General features: G+C 31.8%; 11 protein-coding genes. All 11 read left to right on the top strand.

Annotation, left to right across the window (positions count from 1 at the left end; all coding sequences use genetic code 11):
• The first annotated feature begins 17 nt into the window (after nucleotides 1–17).
• Nucleotides 18–1,802 (top strand): RagB/SusD family nutrient uptake outer membrane protein, encoded by a 1,785-nt coding sequence (locus CX675_RS03345; protein WP_130733800.1) that lies wholly within the window; start codon nucleotides 18–20, stop codon nucleotides 1,800–1,802.
• 165 nt (nucleotides 1,803–1,967) lie between these two features.
• A complete protein-coding gene (locus CX675_RS03340; protein WP_130733799.1) occupies nucleotides 1,968–5,198 on the top strand; it encodes a pectinesterase family protein in 3,231 nt (1,076 codons plus the stop codon).
• A 9-nt stretch (nucleotides 5,199–5,207) separates the two neighbouring features.
• Nucleotides 5,208–6,548 (top strand): T9SS type A sorting domain-containing protein, encoded by a 1,341-nt coding sequence (locus CX675_RS03335; protein WP_130733798.1) that lies wholly within the window; start codon nucleotides 5,208–5,210, stop codon nucleotides 6,546–6,548.
• 102 nt (nucleotides 6,549–6,650) lie between these two features.
• Complete coding sequence (locus tag CX675_RS03330) at nucleotides 6,651–7,445, top strand: T9SS type A sorting domain-containing protein (RefSeq protein ID WP_130733797.1); 795 nt, start codon at nucleotides 6,651–6,653, stop codon at nucleotides 7,443–7,445.
• A 12-nt stretch (nucleotides 7,446–7,457) separates the two neighbouring features.
• Nucleotides 7,458–8,402, top strand: a complete 945-nt coding sequence (locus CX675_RS03325) for an alpha/beta hydrolase (protein WP_130733796.1) — start codon at nucleotides 7,458–7,460, stop codon at nucleotides 8,400–8,402.
• A gap of 1 nt (nucleotide 8,403) precedes the next feature.
• Entirely contained in the window at nucleotides 8,404–9,405 is a 1,002-nt protein-coding gene (locus tag CX675_RS03320) for a DUF4861 family protein (RefSeq protein ID WP_130733795.1), read from the top strand.
• A 2-nt stretch (nucleotides 9,406–9,407) separates the two neighbouring features.
• A complete protein-coding gene (locus CX675_RS03315) occupies nucleotides 9,408–10,643 on the top strand; it encodes a glycoside hydrolase family 105 protein (RefSeq protein WP_130733794.1) in 1,236 nt (411 codons plus the stop codon).
• A 1-nt stretch (nucleotide 10,644) separates the two neighbouring features.
• The gene (gene pelA / locus CX675_RS03310; RefSeq protein WP_130733793.1) at nucleotides 10,645–12,657 is read left to right on the top strand and encodes a pectate lyase; all 2,013 of its coding nucleotides are present in this window, start codon (nucleotides 10,645–10,647) and stop codon (nucleotides 12,655–12,657) included.
• The gene (locus CX675_RS03305; RefSeq protein WP_130733792.1) at nucleotides 12,644–13,405 is read left to right on the top strand and encodes a rhamnogalacturonan acetylesterase; all 762 of its coding nucleotides are present in this window, start codon (nucleotides 12,644–12,646) and stop codon (nucleotides 13,403–13,405) included. The genes pelA and CX675_RS03305 overlap by 14 nt, the downstream gene beginning before the upstream one ends.
• Nucleotides 13,402–14,313, top strand: a complete 912-nt coding sequence (locus CX675_RS03300) for an alpha/beta hydrolase (protein WP_130733791.1) — start codon at nucleotides 13,402–13,404, stop codon at nucleotides 14,311–14,313. The genes CX675_RS03305 and CX675_RS03300 overlap by 4 nt, the downstream gene beginning before the upstream one ends.
• 194 nt (nucleotides 14,314–14,507) lie before the next feature.
• Complete coding sequence (locus CX675_RS03295; protein ID WP_130733790.1) at nucleotides 14,508–16,646, top strand: T9SS type A sorting domain-containing protein; 2,139 nt, start codon at nucleotides 14,508–14,510, stop codon at nucleotides 16,644–16,646.
• The last annotated feature ends 11 nt before the right edge of the window (nucleotides 16,647–16,657 follow it).

Genomic DNA, 16,657 nt, shown 5'->3' with positions numbered 1-16,657 from the left:
AAATAAAATATTGTAAAATGAAAAATAAAATAGTCGCTTTTGCAATAATCATAAGTTCATTTTTAATTTCTTGTGACGATGATTATCTCGATTCTCAAACGCTATCAACCTTAGATGAATCTGTGATTTTTTCAACACCAGGATTAGCACAAGGTGCTGTAGATGGTATAAAAGTTCCATTTGGTGAAACCAATTCTTACAGAGGAAGATTTTTACCTTGGTATGGAATGAATACTGATATTGAATGGTATAATGCTTCTGAATCTACATCAAACGATAATGCTACTTTGTGTAACTATAATGCCTTACCAAATAATACGCAAATGAATACTTCTAACAATGCTTGGGATAAAATGTATCAAGGTATTGAAAGAGCTAATATTTGTATTCGAGGATTGCGTACCTATGGCAACCCTACATCAGGTTCGGAATTAGGTTATTTATTAGGTGAAGCGCTTACTTTGAGAGCAATTTATTATGCTGATTTATTAAAAGCTTGGGGCGATGTACCCGCTCGGTTTGAGCCTATTTCTTCTGAAACTTTATACTTGCCAAAATCGAGTAGAGATGTTATTTACAAACAATTAATTCAAGATTTAGGTGAAGCTTCCGATTTAGTTCCTTGGCCAAATGGAAATACTGCTACTTCTAGTGTAGAACGTGTAAATAAAGCTTTTGTTAAAGGATTAAGAGCTAGATTAGCTTTAGCAGCGTCTGGTTACCAACAATATCCTGATGCAGTTAGAAGAAGTAATGATCCAGCACTTTCTGTACAAAATATGTACACTTTAGCATTCAACGAATGTAAATCGATTATCGATAGTGGAACTGCTCATTTAGAACCTACATTTGAGGGCTTATGGAGAAAATATAATGAAGAAAATACTCAGGCAGGTGGAGAGTCATTATGGGAAATTCCTTTCTCAGCGGGTAGAGGTAGAATGTTGTTTACTTTTGCTGTCAGACATACAAACAATGATCAATATCATTCAAATGGAAATAACAGAGGGGGTCAAGCTGGACCATTACCTTTCATTTTTTATGATTATGATGAACAAGATCAACGTAGAGATGTAACCTGTGTGCCTTATTTATGGGGACCGGCAACAAATAATTTTGCAAAACAACAACTAGGCGCTTTAAATAAATGGTATTTTGGAAAATATCGCTATGAATGGATGAATAGAATTGTTACTTCTACAAACGACGATGGCGTAAATAAAATATATATGCGCTATGCTGAAATTTTATTAATGGCAGCTGAAACGGCAAATGAATTAGATGGACCTAGTGCTGCTGCTCCGTATTTAAAGCAATTACGAATGAGAGCCTTTGATGCGTCTCAGCATGCTGTAAAAGTAGATGCGTATGTAGATGCCTTAGGAAGTAGACAACAAATGTTTGATGCGATCGTTGAAGAACATAAATTTGAATTCACAGGAGAAATGGAGCGCAAACAAGCTTTGATACGTTGGAATTTATTAGGTACAAAATTAAGCGAAGCGAAATCAAAAATGTTTGATCTTCAGCAAAGAGTAGGAAATTATTATGATGTTCCTTCTACATTGTATTATAAATATGCAGCAGACAACGAAACCTTAATTATTTATGGTTTAAATAGAAATGAAACTACCGTACCTGGTCCAGATTACACTGCTTATCAATGGGATAATCTTACCGATTCTAAAATTAATGCATTATATAGCTCTGCTACAAATCCAGATAATAGACAGTATTGGCCTATTTGGCAAGTGTTCTTAGACTCTAGTAATGGAGCTCTTGTAAATGATTATGGGTATTAAACCTATAGATTTTCTTTGAGTTAGTTATAGTTTATAATTTGTTTTTACCGAATAAACATCATCCTTTTTTAGAGGTTAAAGTATTTATTCGGTAAGGCAAATTATTTTCAAAACCAAAATCATTTGTTTTCTGTAAACAATTAAAAAACAATCAAATACAATATTATGTCAAAAAAAATACCTTTTTTATGGCTTTGCTTTGTGCTCTCCATTTCACTAAGTCAATCACAAAATATTGATGTTTGGGATTTTGGGGCTACACCATTAGATACAAACAATTACAACAATCATTTAGATGAAACAACTATTAATTCTTGGTATGATGGAACCATAGCTCCAGGTAGTACAAGCATTAATTTTCCAGTTAGTTTTACAGTTGGTAGTTTATCTTGGACAGGTAATAGTGGTGATAGATTGAGAACTACCAATACAAATTTAACCAGATATGATGCTAACATTGCAAGTGTTAGTAATTTTTCTGGCAGAGTGTATTGCAATGGAACTCCAAATATGACGAATGGAATTCCTACCAATAGATTTATGCAACTAACTTTGAATGAAGACGATGAAGTTAGTATTATATCAAGAACTGATGCTGGAGGTTCTTTAACTTTTATGGATGAAAATAATCCAACCTCGCAAACTGATATTTTAAATTTAACTGCTACAAGTGGAGCCACTACTGAAGCAAAATTTGTAGCTAAAAATGCCAGCTCCTTTAAAATTTATGTTGCAGATGGAAAAGCTAGTTTTTATAGAATTTATAGAAAACCCGCTATTTATACTACAGTTTCTGGAACTATCGACCTATCTCAAGCAGCTGCCATACCAAATAATTATACCATTGTTTTTACTAATCTCGCTGGTAAATCTTGGGTTTCACAAATGAATGCAAATGATACCTATCAAGTTAATTTGCCACAGGGATTTAGTTATAAAGTTAGTTTAATGGATGCCAATGGCTTTATCATTACAAGTGGTGATATTTTAGACCTTTCAACTGTAATTAATCCTACTCATACACATGACATTACTATTCTAGAAGTCTCTTTATATGAAGTAACGGGTTCCATAATTGGCTTAGGTACAAACATAAATGACCTAGAACTATTATACACCGCTGATCCTTCAAGTAATACGGTATATGTTCCTTCACCACAAATTAACTTTTCCAATGCTACTTATTCAGTACAACTTGAAGCTAATATTGCCTATTCAATTTCTTCCAATGGAGTAAATGACTATGTATTGGATACAAACACAATTACTATTTCAAATTCAAACACAAGTTCAAATATTACTTTTTCTCCAAAACCAACGTATCCAATTTCAATTACTACAACAGGATTAACAACTACTGAAGAAAACAATTTACAGCTTACTTTCTCTAACTTAAATGAGCCAAATTATAGCTATCAATTTTCATCAATTAATGCAATAAATTTGAGAGATGGTGTTTATTCTATTGCATCAAGTGGTTTAGATCTTTATCCGGTACAAATGGCTTTAAATTCTAATCTTGTTGTAAATGGTAACGGTACTTCAAAGAATATAGTTTTCGAACCAGTTACTAATTGGCCTTTTAATGACCAAATTATAACAACTTCTAATACAGCATATAAAGGATTACTTTTTTCAGGAAACATTTCCAATTCGATGGGTCAAGGACATTTAATTGCTCAAGCCGGTTCTTCAATACAAATACCTGCTAATGTGGGAGATAAAATTACAATTAAATATTATTATGCTGCTAATTTTTCAATTGAAAACGGAACTCCAATTAGCACTATAAATTCAACTGGAACAACTTCTACGACAGATAGTCTAACATACACTTACACTGGTTCAAATTCTGGTTATATTACTATTGATATCAATGCAACTACTTATTTCACTAATATTGAAGTAGGAGAAACAATACCGTATAGTTCAACAATTACAGTTGGGGTTAACAAAGATTTTGCGACAATCAATGAAGCATTAACAGCTGTTTCTCAAATGGAAAGAACAAACGCTGAAAGAGTTACTATTCTTATAGACCCTGGAAATTATGAAGAAATGTTGGTTATAAATCAACCCTTGGTCACTTTAAAAAATGCTGCAACTAATCCTAGTATAGGTCTTTTAAATGCAGGAGTTGACATTGAACCAAATGCAGTGAGAATAACTTCATATTATGGGCATGGATACACTTATTATAGTATGTCAACTGATCAAAAATGGCATCAAGATGTTTTAAATGTAAATATTCAAAATGGATATGCCTCTTATCAAAATGCTGGTGCTGGAACGACAAATGGTTCCTACTGGAATGCAACTGTAGTTATTGCTGCTGATGGTTTTGAAGCAGAAGATATCATTTTTGAAAATTCTTTTAATCAATATATTTCGAATAAAGAATCTCAAGATGTGGTTCTAGCGTGGACAACTGGAAGTCTAGGAAATAGACCTACAAATGCTGGAAATACTGCTGTTCAAGATAGAAGTTTTGTTGAAAGAGCTGCAGCTATTGCAATAAAAAACAATGTACAAAAAGTAGTTTTAAATAAATGTAGAGTAGTAGGTAGGCAAGATTCTTTTTATGGAGGTACTGGTGCAAGAGTAGCTGTTTATAAAGGAGAAATGATGGGTGCTGTCGATTATATTTTTGGAGCTATGGATGTGGTATTTTATCAATCTAAACTAAGCATGAATGTAAGTGATACTTCAAACGATGCCGCTTATATTACTGCTGCTCAACAAAGCTCAGGGCGTGGTTTTTTAATGTATGAATGTATCATTACAACCGCTCAACCAAGTATAGAAACGGCTTCCGTTTATAGAGCAAAACCAGGTTATTTTGGTCGTCCATGGCAAGCCAATACTAGTGAAGTAGTTTTTTACAATACTACTATTGAAACGTCTAACTATCCAGGTTTTGTTGGAAACTCATTGATTATGCCATTAGGTTGGCAAAATACACTTGGGGGTAATTCAAACGGGATGTATGAATATGGAACAATAGAACAATCTGGTGTAAATAATACTCCAAATAGAGCTTCTTGGTCAACCACTTTAAATACTCCTTACCTAAACGATGGTACAGAAATTACTACTTTCAACTTTACTAAAGGAAACGATGATTGGGATCCATTCCCTCAATTAATAGCTGATGATTTATTAGGAAATACTTCTTTTGGGCAAAATACAACTATTCATGTTAGTTCGTTTAAAAATCTAATCAAATTAACAAATATTAACGCTCCCACTAATGTGAAAATTTATGCACTAAATGGCGCATTGATACAGTCATTTGAAACCAATTCAGATACACAAATAGAAATGAATCAAGGAATTTGGATTGTGTTAGTAAAAGATGGTACAAATCATCAATCATTTAAAGTTATAACTTTTTAAAATTAAAATATGAAAACTTACCTTTTAATTTTCTGCTCCTTAATTTATTCTATCAGTTCTTTTGGACAGAATTATTATATGGCAACACCGCAAGGTTTTGGTGCAAACACAACAGGAGGAGGTAATGCCACACCTGTAACCGTATCAACTTATACCGCTTTTAAAAATGCACTCTTATCAACTTCTCCTGCAAATGCTGTTATTTTAGTATCTGGAACCATAGAATGTGATTATACAAGTGTGCAATTAAACAATAAATCAATCATTGGATTACCAGGAGCCAAATTAAGAAACATACAAATTACTGTAGGTAATTCAACAACCTCTGCGGCCAATTCGGGAATATTAAATATCAAACCAAACTCTAATAATGTAATTATAAGAAACCTTATTTTTGAAGGACCAGGAGCTTACGATGTAGATGGGAGAGATAATTTAACCAATGAAGGCACCAATATATGGGTAGATCATTGTGAATTTCAAGATGGGATGGATGGTAATTTTGATAATAAAGGAGCTGCAGATAATATTACTATTTCTTGGTGTAAGTTTACCTATTTAAAAGCACCAATTGCTGGTGGTTCAGGTGGTTCCAATGATCATCGTTTTACTAATTTAGTAGGATCTTCTGCTAGTGATGTTACAGCAGATGGTCATTACAGCATTACCTTTCAAAATTGTTATTGGGCAAATGGTTGCAAAGAAAGAATGCCAAGAGCACGTAATGCAGAATTACACTTGCTGAGTTGTTATTACAATACTTCTGTAGCTAGTGCAAAAGCAATTGGATTAGGTGGCGGAAATAATAATTCAACATGTTATGTTCAAAATACAAATTTTGCCAATATTACAAATGTGTATACCTATTACAGCGGAGATGGAGGTACGGTTGCTATTGCCTTTGATAACTGTATGAATGGAGCAACAAATGTAGGTTCTGTAACAGTACCTTCTTATAGTACCACACCAGTTCCGGTAAATGAAGTTGAAAACTTATTAACTGACCCTACTTGTGGTGCTGGAGCTACGTTACAAGTCTCCGCATCAGGAATTATTTCACCTAGTAATTGTTCGACACTTTCAAACCCAAAAATAAATGAGCAAACCATTCGTTTTTTTACATCTATGATTGATAAAAATATTGGAATTTATTTTCCTTCGTCAATTACAAATACATTAGAAGTGGTTATTTATTCTTTAAATGGACAAAAAATTAAAAGTTATCAATATAAAAATATTTTAGCAAATGAAATCTTAAAAATTAATATAGAAAACTTAGAAGAAGGCGCTTATTCCTGTAATATAAAATATGATAACAAAATAGAATCTTGGAAGTTTATCAAAAACTAATTTAACGCGACTTTTATAAAACTTTAACGTGATAATTTACAACTAAAATAAAAAATATTTTAAATTTACTTAATCGATTACGAGACATTAAAAATATTACTTATGAAAACAAAACTACTTTTTTTAAGCATTTCATTGTTACTATATTCTGTAACAATAATTGGGCAAACCAAAACTTGGGATTTTGGTAATGATGAAACAACTTGGCCTATAGGTAATGGCTATAACACAAACACAATTGTTGATAATTTAGGAATTGAATGGAACGTTAATAGTCCAACAGCTAGTAATGTAGGTGTGATAGAATCAAGCCCAAAAACTTTTACAGATGGGTACGTTGGTGCAAATAGATTTAAACTAAATGGAGCTGGATATAGTGGGTCTACATTTCAAGTTATGCCAACACAACGTTATGTCTATTTTGCTACAGCAGGTAATTGTACTATTAAAGTTTGGTTTAGAACTGGTGGTTCGGGAACAAGAACATTATATATAACTGATGGAACTTCGACAATAGGTTCTCTAGGAAGTAATGTTTCAGGTGATCCATTAATTTTAGAAGCAACGTATACAGGAAGTGCTACTAATTTATATATATACGGAGATCAATCTAATAATCTTTATAAAATTGAAGTAACTGGTGCCTTAGGAACTACTACTTTGGATACAGATATATTTAAAAATGGATTAAATGTAAACGCTTATGCAACGAATAGTCAAATTTTCATATCAAATATTATTTCAAATACTCAAATTAATATTTATACATTAACAGGACAATTAGTTAGGTCATTAAATACCTCTACAGATATAAATTTTGAATTAAATAAAGGTTTTTATATTGTGAATGTTGTATCATCAGAAGGGAATAAAAAATCTTTTAAAATAATCATTTAAAGTAAGATATTCATGAAATTATTTGTTGTGCGAATACTTAAAAATAGCATTATCATGATGTTTTTCAGCTTGATAAACAGTAACGCTATGTTTTTATTTGCACAACAAGTGATTCAAAAAGATACATCTTACACCATTCATTCTGAATATGCAAAACAAAAAAGAACATATCCTGAAATAACTATTGTTAAACCTGATACAAATAACAATGTTATTTCTGAAATTCATAACATCGTTTATAGTAGAAAGAATAACAGACCTTTGCATTTAGATGCATATTACAATAAAAGTAAAGAGAAATTAACTGCTGTTTTTTTAATACATGGAGGAGGATGGAAATCAGGAAATAAATCCATGTTAGAACCTTTAGCACAATCCATTTGTAAAAAAGGATACCAATGCTTTAGCATAGAATACAGACTTTCTGATGAAGTACAATACCCTCAATCTATTGATGATATTTTGGAAGCCATAACCTTTGTAAAAAAACAAGCTGCAAAATTTAGTATTGACACTTCAAAAACAGTGATTTTAGGCTGTTCTTCTGGTGGTCAAATGGCAAGTCTAATTGGAACTAAATTTCCTGATAAATTTCAAGCAATTGTTAATTTAGATGGTGTTTTAGCCTTTCATCATCCTGAATCAAAAGAAGGCAAATTAGCTGCTCAATGGTTAGGCGGAACTTATGAAAAAAAACCTGAGATTTGGCAAGAAGCATCCGCACTTTCTCATGTTAATGAAAATACACCGCCCATTTTATTTGTTAACAGTCAATTTGAACGTTTTCATGCAGGAAGAGATGATATGATTCAAATTTTAAATCAATATCACATTTACAATCAAATAAAACAAATTGAAAATAGTCCACATACTTTTTGGTTGTTTCATCCATGGTTTAATGAAACCACCATTTGTATCACCCAATTTTTAGATAAAATTTTAAAATCAAATCCATAAAATGAAAAAGATAACAGTTCTAACAGGTATGCTATTGCTACTGAATTTATCCGCTTGTAAAAAAAATATCGAACCCGAAACTACAATAGAAGAGCAACCCAAAAAAGAAGCAACTGAAGTAAAAACTTATGCCGAAATTTCTATAAAAGAAGGTGGTCATTGGGAAGGAAGAAAATACTTAGAAGGTACATTTAAAAATGTGGACAGTGTAAAAGTTCCTGCTGCACATACCGATCATTCATGGTATATTCGCTATGAAGGACCAGGTTGGGAAAGCAATAAAATTGGTTACCGACTCTATTTAGACTGGAGAAATGCAATTGATATTTTTGGTAAAAAGACAGACACCATGGTACTTTCTAAAGTTGGTTTAGATGGCTTCGATTCTTACCATGAAATGCAAAACTGGGGTTCCGATATTTTAAAAGCGGGCAAAGGTTTAGGTATTGGTGCTATTGGTCGTTATATAAATAAAGAAGTATTGCATTTCAATGAAGTAGATTCTACATTTGCTAAAGCTGAAAATTTTGATACTAAATCTGGAGTGAAAGTGAATTATTTTGGTTGGAAAACCAATAATCAAAAAACAAATCTTACTTCTAATCTAAGCATTTCAGCAGACGAAAGATACACAAAACACACTATCCAAAGTTCTGAAGCACTAGAAGGAATTTGTACTGGTATCGTAAAACTTAGTGATTTACCGTTACTTCAAAAAGAAAGTGAGAATAAAAAATGGGGATATATAGCTACTTATGGTAAACAATCTTTAGTACCAGATAATTTAGGAATGGCTATCTTCTATAAAAAAGAAACTATAAGCGAAATAACAGAAGGTAATTACGATCATGTACTTGTTTTCAAACCTACAACTTCAGCTATAACCTTTTATTTTTTAGGCGCTTGGGAACAAGAGGGCAATGGAATTCAATCTCAAGAGGAATTTTTATCTTATCTTAATCAAAAATTAGCAGAATTAAACGCTACAGATAAATTAAAATAAGAATGAAAAATAATTTCAACTACATAAGCAAAATCATAGGTTTATTTTCAATTGGATGTCTTTTATTTCAATGTAAAACGGAAAAAAAAGAAACCGTTTTAACTAATTCTGAAAATAAAACATATACTATTTCAGACACCTTAAAATGGTCAGAACGAATGGCTTTAACCCTTATGGAGCAACATCCTAAAGCCTATCAAATTGACGATAAAGAGGAACCAAAATGGGACTATGTACATGGTTTAGTATTAACCTCTTTTGAAAAATTATATGAAAAAACAAAAGATAAAAAGTATTATGACTACATTCAAGGTTATGCGGATGCAACAATCGATAGTTCGGGTGTAATCGCTTCTTACAAATATGAAAACTTCAATATCGATATGATTGAAGCGGGGAATATTTTATTCAATTTGTATGATACTACTCAAGATGATAAGTATTTGAAAGCCATGCAACTTCTTAGGAAACAATTATCAGAACATCCTAGAACTACAGAAGGGGGGTTCTGGCATAAAAAAAGATATCCTTCTCAAATGTGGTTAGATGGTTTATTTATGGCAGAACCTTTTTATGCGCATTATACAACAAAGTTTGAAAATGGAACGAATTTAGACGATGTTGCAAAACAATTCGAACTCATTCAAAAACACGCATATGATTCCAAAACAGGCTTATTGTACCACGGTTGGGATGAAAGTAAAAAAATGGACTGGGCAAATAAAGAAACAGGTACTTCACCCAATTTTTGGTCACGTTCTCTAGGCTGGTATGCAATGGCATTAGTTGATGCTTTGGATTATTTTCCTGAAAATCACCCGAAACGAAAAGAATTAATCGCATACTTAAATCAATTAGCAAAAGCTTTAGCGAAACAACAACATCCTTCAGGTTTATGGTATCAAGTAACGAATCTAGGAGATAAAGAAGGGAATTATTTAGAAGCATCTGGCTCTGCCATGTTTGCGTATGCTTTTGCTAAAGGAGCTAATAAAGGCTATTTACCTATCGAATATAAAACTAAGGCTAATAAAGCTTTTGATGGTTTAACTGAAAAATTAGTAAAAATTTCTGAAAATGGTAACGTTATCATTACACAAGCTTGTGCTGTTGCAGGTTTAGGTGGTAATCCTTATCGAGATGGCTCTTACGAATATTATATTAACGAAAAAAAGAAAGATAACGATCCTAAAGCAACAGGACCTTTTATTTTAGCAGCAATTGAATTAAATCGATAAAATGAATTATAATAAACAAAAGCATATTGCAACCTTTATACTAGCATTTTTTGTTTCCCTAGTAAGTGGTCAGGTTTTAAATAAATCATGGAAAGATATTATTCATAAAAGTGAATCGGCTTGGTTTAGTACTACTGAAGCAAAAGAAATAGCTGAAAATGTGCTTTTATATCAAAGAAATATTGGGGGTTGGCCCAAAAATATTCAGATGCAACAGCAATTATCTGAGGATGAAAAAGATGTATTACGTGCCTTAAAATCGAGTACAAAAGAAGTTACTACAGATAATGGAGCAACCATTCAAGAAATGGAGTTTTTATCTAAAATGTATGAAAATGTTCCAGATGATCGTTATAAAGAAGCTTTTTTAAAGGGCATAAACTATCTTTTAGAAGCCCAATATGAAAATGGTGGTTGGCCACAGTTTTATCCTTTAAAAAAAGGCTATTATACACATATTACGTATAATGATGATTCTATGGTTAATATTCTTTCTCTTTTAAAAGAAATTAAAGATAAAACTGACTATTATTCCATAAAACCAAGTGAAGTAATTGTTTCAAAAGCGCAAACTGCTTTCAATAAAGGAATTGATTGTATTTTAAGAACACAATATAAACAAAATGGTGTTTTAACGAGTTGGTGTGCCCAGCACGATGAAAAAACATTTTTACCCGCTAAAGCTAGAACGTATGAATTACCTTCACTAAGTGGTCATGAATCTGCTAATATTGTATTATTACTAATGGCTATAGAAAATCCTTCTCCAGAAATTATACAAGCAATACATGCTGCAGTGGCTTGGTTTGAAAAAGTACAAATAAATAACCTAAGAGAAGAACGAATTTATAATGATGAAGGTAAGGTAATTGATAAAAAGCTGATTCATGATGAAAAAGCAAAACCTCTTTGGGCTAGATTTATGGAGTTAGACGATAACAAACCTTTCTTTTGTGATCGAGATGGGATTAAAAAATACAGTTTAGCAGAAATTGGTCCCGAAAGAAGAAATGGATATGCTTGGTATATTACCACACCTGAAAAAGTTCTGAAAAAATATCCTAAATGGAAAGAAAAGCACGGTATTACTGCTATAAAAACACCAACTGAAGATAAGTACTATATGGTTGTTTCCCAAGATGGTAGTGGTGATTATACAAAAATTCAAGAAGCTATAAATAACGCAAAGGCATTTCCTTATGAAAAAATTACCGTTTTTATTAAAGAGGGGATTTACAACGAAAAAGTAAAAATACACGAATGGAATACGAATATCAACTTAATTGGAGAAAACAAAGAAAAAACTATTGTTCGATTTGATGATTATTTCAATAAAATTAGCTTAGGAAGAAATAGTACATTTTATACCTATACGCTTTTAGTTGAAGCAAATGATATTGTTTTAAAAAACTTAACTATAGAAAATACTGCGGGCGATGTAGGACAAGCGGTAGCCTTATCAGTTTTTTCAAATAGAGTAGTGGTAGAAAACTGCAATATTTTAGGAAATCAAGATACGTTATATGCATCAGGCATTGGTAAACAATATTATAAAAATTGTTATATAGAAGGTACAACCGATTTTATTTTTGGCAGTGCAACTGCTTATTTTGAAAATTGTACGATTCATTCTAAAAAAGATTCCTATATAACTGCCGCTTCAACACCTAAGGATACCAACTTTGGTTATGTTTTTAAAAATTGTCATCTAACCGCATCAAGTGCAACTTCACAAGTGTATTTAGGAAGACCTTGGAGAATTTATGCTAAAACTGTTTTTATTCAATGTACTTTAGACCAACATATTCTTCCGGAAGGATGGCACAATTGGTCAAAACCTGAAGCCGAGAAAACCACTTTTTATGCTGAATTTGAAAATAAAGGAACTGGTGCAATTTATTCAAAGAGAGTGGCTTGGTCGCATCAATTAACTAAAAAAGAAATAAAAAAGTATAGTTTACAAAATATTTTAGGAAGTAATAAAAGTCAATCCAATTGGTATGAAACTGAGTAATTTAATAATTATAATACTATTTTTTTGGAGTTGTTCAACTTTAAAAACGAATGATACCCAATCCATAACTATTTATATGATTGGTGATTCTACTATGGCCAATAAAAAAAATCCAAATAGCAATCCAGAGCACGGTTGGGGACAAGTCTTACCTATTTTTTTTACTGAAAATGTGATTATAAAAAATCATGCTGTAAATGGAAGAAGCTCAAAAAGTTTTAGAGATTTAAAACATTGGAAAGCGGTTTTAGATTCTTTACAGAAGGGAGATTATGTATTCATACAATTTGGCCATAACGATTCAAAAGATACAGATCCAAAAAGATATACCAATCCACAAACTTCCTATCGTTATAATTTAATGCGTTATGTAGAAGAAACAAGAGCAAAAGGAGCAATTCCTGTTTTGTTTTCATCTATAGCTCGAAGAAAATTCAATGAAGAAGGAGTTTTATTAGATTCTCATGGTAATTACACCTTGATTACTCGTTTGGTTGCTCAAGAAATGAATGTTCCTTTTATCGATTTACAATATGAAACAGAGCAATTAGAGATAACCTATGGTGTTGAAGAGTCTAAAAAATTGCATCTACATTTCAAAAAAGGTGAAAATGAATATTTTCCTGACGGTATTGAAGATAATACACATCTGTCTAAGTTAGGAGCCAATGAAGTAGCTAATTTAGCCGTAAAAGAACTGTCAAAAAAAGTACCTTCATTAAAAAAATATAGTAAACTTAACGAATGAGAATTGGGTATAAAATAGCTCTTTTCCTTTGTATACTAATGACTAATGTATATGCGCAATCGTATGAAGTAAACTTATGGAAAATGGATATTCCTAATTGTATTGAAAATAACAGGTATACTGAAATCAAAACCTATAAAGATTCAGTATTAGTTCGTGTTAGCCAAGTTTCAGTACCCACATTAACCATCTTTAAACCTAAAAAACCAAATGGAACAGCCGTTCTTATCTGTCCTGGTGGTGGCTACGCGCATTTAAGTATGGATAAAGAAGGGTATAAAGTAGCAACAGCATTTCAAAAAAATGGAATTACTGCTGTCGTTTTAAAATATCGATTGCCATCGGATAGTATTATGCCTGATAAAACAATTGGACCTTTACAAGATGCACAAGAAGCCATGCGTTACATGCGTAGAGAAGCAAAAAAATTAAATATTAATACTGATAAAATTGGCGTAATCGGTTTTTCAGCTGGAGGACATTTAGCGGCTACCTTATGCAATTATTATGATGAAAAACTTACAGATTCTAATGAAAATCTAAGTGCTAAGCCTAATTTTTCAATTCTAATTTATCCTGTAATCTCTATGGAAAATGAAATAACACATTTGGGGTCTCAAAAAAATCTTTTAGGGATGCATCCAAAAAAAGAAAATATTCTAAAATATTCCTTAGATAAAAATGTAACAACTCAAACTCCTATAACTTTTATAATTCATAGTGTTGACGATGCATCTGTAACAATAGAAAACAGTTTGAATTACTATTATGCCTTAAATAGGAATGGGATTAAAACTGAAATGCACCTTTATGATGTTGGTGGACATGGTTTTGGATTGGGAAATACAAGAAGCAATTCCAATTGGTTCAATACTTGTATTATTTGGATGGAAATGCATAATTTTTAAAGAATCTTAAAAAAATTTAGATAAAATTGTAATCGATTACGAAAATAAATTACTGCCTATTAACCTTATAATTTAAACTTTAAATCAAAGGTTATGAACCAAATTCAAAATTGCAAAGCAAGAAGCAGAATACCTTGAAGTTAATCCAATTTTTAGGTAAAAACAGTAATTAAAAATTCAAACAAACAGAAATCATGAAAAAAAACATCTTTTTGATGCTTATATTATTCAATATAAGTATCGCATCGTCATGGGCAACAAATTATTATGTTGCTACAAATGGAAACGACTCAAATTCAGGAACTTCAACTAGTAATCCTTTCAAAACTCTAACCAAAGCAATCAATCAAGTATCATCAGGTGATACAATTTATGTTAGAGGAGGTACTCACAATTACAGCAGCACTATAGTGATTACTAAAAATGGTTCTTCAAGTGCAAACATCAACATTTTTGCCTATGGAAATGAAGTTCCCATTTTAAATTTTAATATGAGTGAAGGCTCTTCTAATAGAGGTATTGTTTTAGATGGGGATTATTGGCATTGGAAAGGCATTATCATTCAAGGTGCCGGAGATAATGGAATGCTTTTATCTGGAAATAATAATACCATTGAAAATTGCATTTTTAGAAATAATAAAGATACAGGTCTTCAATTAAGTAGATACAGTACTAACGCAAGTAGTATTAGTCAATGGCCAACAAATAATTTAATATTAGGTTGTGAATCGTATGACAACAAAGATAGTGGAAATGAAAATGCAGACGGATTTGCAGCAAAATTAACTTGTGGCACTGGAAATATCTTTAGAAATTGTGTGGCACATCATAATATAGACGATGGCTGGGATTTATATACGAAAAGTGATACTGGACCAATTGGTGTGATTGTTTTAGAAGGTTGTATTGCGCATCATAATGGTACTCTTACTAGTGGTGGCACTTCTGGTGGAGGTGATAAAAATGGGTATAAATTAGGCTCATCTGCGCACCAAATTAATCATATTGTAAGAAGATGTATTGCATTTAACAATGGAAAACATGGTTTTACCGACAATGGAAATATTGGGGCTATAGAATTTACAAATAATACATCCTACAACAACGATGGATATAATTGGCATACTAGAGACGGTGCAAGTCATGTTTTTAAAAATAATCTTTCTTTTGATAATGGAACCAATGACCGTATTAGAGGCAATAGCACTGCTCCAAATTCTTTTGTTGGAGCAACAGGTGGTTTTACCGTAACTAGTTCTGATTTTGTAACTTTAACTATGGGAGCCAATGCAAATCCTACAGGAAATGGTTTTCTTAATTTAAATACAAATAGCGATTTAATTGATGTGGGTGTCACTTCTACAGGAATTATTTATTCAGGTTCAAAACCCGATTTAGGTGCTATTGAATCCGGAACAACAAATGGAGGAGGAGGTACAGTCGAAATTATAGTAACGGCTACAGGAACAAATGGTTCAGTAAATTTAAATTGGAGTATTTCAAATCTTACAGTAACTGGTTTAGAAGTATATAGAGATACCGATTCTAATCCAAGTGGAAGAGTGCGTATAGCTCAAGTTCCAACAACTACAAGAAATTACACTGATAGCAATGTAACAAATGGAACTACCTATTATTATTGGATAAAAGCCAATGGAAGTATTAATTCAAATGCTGCTTCTGCAACTCCAGCTGGTTCCAATGGAGGTGGTTCAACAAGCAATCAAATTCATAATTTTACTGTGTCAGAAAAAAATAGTTCTTTTTATAGTATTTCAGGAAATATGAATGCAACTGATGGTTCTGTAAATTATAACGGACTCAACTTAACACGAAGATTGAAAATTGAATCCAGTACTTCTATTGCTTTTAGCACAACAACTTCAGCAACATTAACCTTAGTATTTGACAGTAATTTTACTGGGAATATAAAAGTCGATAATGTTTCTTATGCAGCTAGTTCAGGAATTGCAACTATAAGTATATCAAGTGGTTCTCATACTATAACGAAGGATAATGTAGCCAATCTATATTATATAAGTTCAATTTTTAATTCCAATCGTATGAGTTATGAAACAGAAAAAGAGAGTAACAATGAAACTGATATTGTAGTGTATCCCAATCCAGCGCAAGATGAATTACAAATAAATCTTCCAACTCAATATGTAAACGGAACTATTACGGTAATAAATTTAGAAGGAAAAGAAATTTTAAAAACAATTATTCAAAACGATCAAAGTAGAGTAGATATTAGTCATTTAAAATCAGGAGTCTATATTCTCAAAATAAATAGCAATAATGGTTCCTACACCAAACCATTTATTAAAGAATAAGTAAATGAGTA

Source organism: Flavobacterium sp. J27 (genome assembly GCF_004303025.1).
Lineage (GTDB): Bacteria > Bacteroidota > Bacteroidia > Flavobacteriales > Flavobacteriaceae > Flavobacterium.
Note: the sequence above shows the minus strand (reverse complement) of the source record. Positions and strands in the feature narration are given on the sequence as shown.

What these genes read in the sequence shown, in the direction of transcription:
- CX675_RS03345 (WP_130733800.1), top strand. Translation starts at nt 18, where the DNA reads ATGAAAAATAAAATAGTCGCTTTTGCAATAATCATAAGTTCATTTTTA.
- CX675_RS03340 (WP_130733799.1), top strand. Translation starts at nt 1,968, where the DNA reads ATGTCAAAAAAAATACCTTTTTTATGGCTTTGCTTTGTGCTCTCCATT.
- CX675_RS03335 (WP_130733798.1), top strand. Translation starts at nt 5,208, where the DNA reads ATGAAAACTTACCTTTTAATTTTCTGCTCCTTAATTTATTCTATCAGT.
- CX675_RS03330 (WP_130733797.1), top strand. Translation starts at nt 6,651, where the DNA reads ATGAAAACAAAACTACTTTTTTTAAGCATTTCATTGTTACTATATTCT.
- CX675_RS03325 (WP_130733796.1), top strand. Translation starts at nt 7,458, where the DNA reads ATGAAATTATTTGTTGTGCGAATACTTAAAAATAGCATTATCATGATG.
- CX675_RS03320 (WP_130733795.1), top strand. Translation starts at nt 8,404, where the DNA reads ATGAAAAAGATAACAGTTCTAACAGGTATGCTATTGCTACTGAATTTA.
- CX675_RS03315 (WP_130733794.1), top strand. Translation starts at nt 9,408, where the DNA reads ATGAAAAATAATTTCAACTACATAAGCAAAATCATAGGTTTATTTTCA.
- pelA (WP_130733793.1), top strand. Translation starts at nt 10,645, where the DNA reads ATGAATTATAATAAACAAAAGCATATTGCAACCTTTATACTAGCATTT.
- CX675_RS03305 (WP_130733792.1), top strand. Translation starts at nt 12,644, where the DNA reads ATGAAACTGAGTAATTTAATAATTATAATACTATTTTTTTGGAGTTGT.
- CX675_RS03300 (WP_130733791.1), top strand. Translation starts at nt 13,402, where the DNA reads ATGAGAATTGGGTATAAAATAGCTCTTTTCCTTTGTATACTAATGACT.
- CX675_RS03295 (WP_130733790.1), top strand. Translation starts at nt 14,508, where the DNA reads ATGAAAAAAAACATCTTTTTGATGCTTATATTATTCAATATAAGTATC.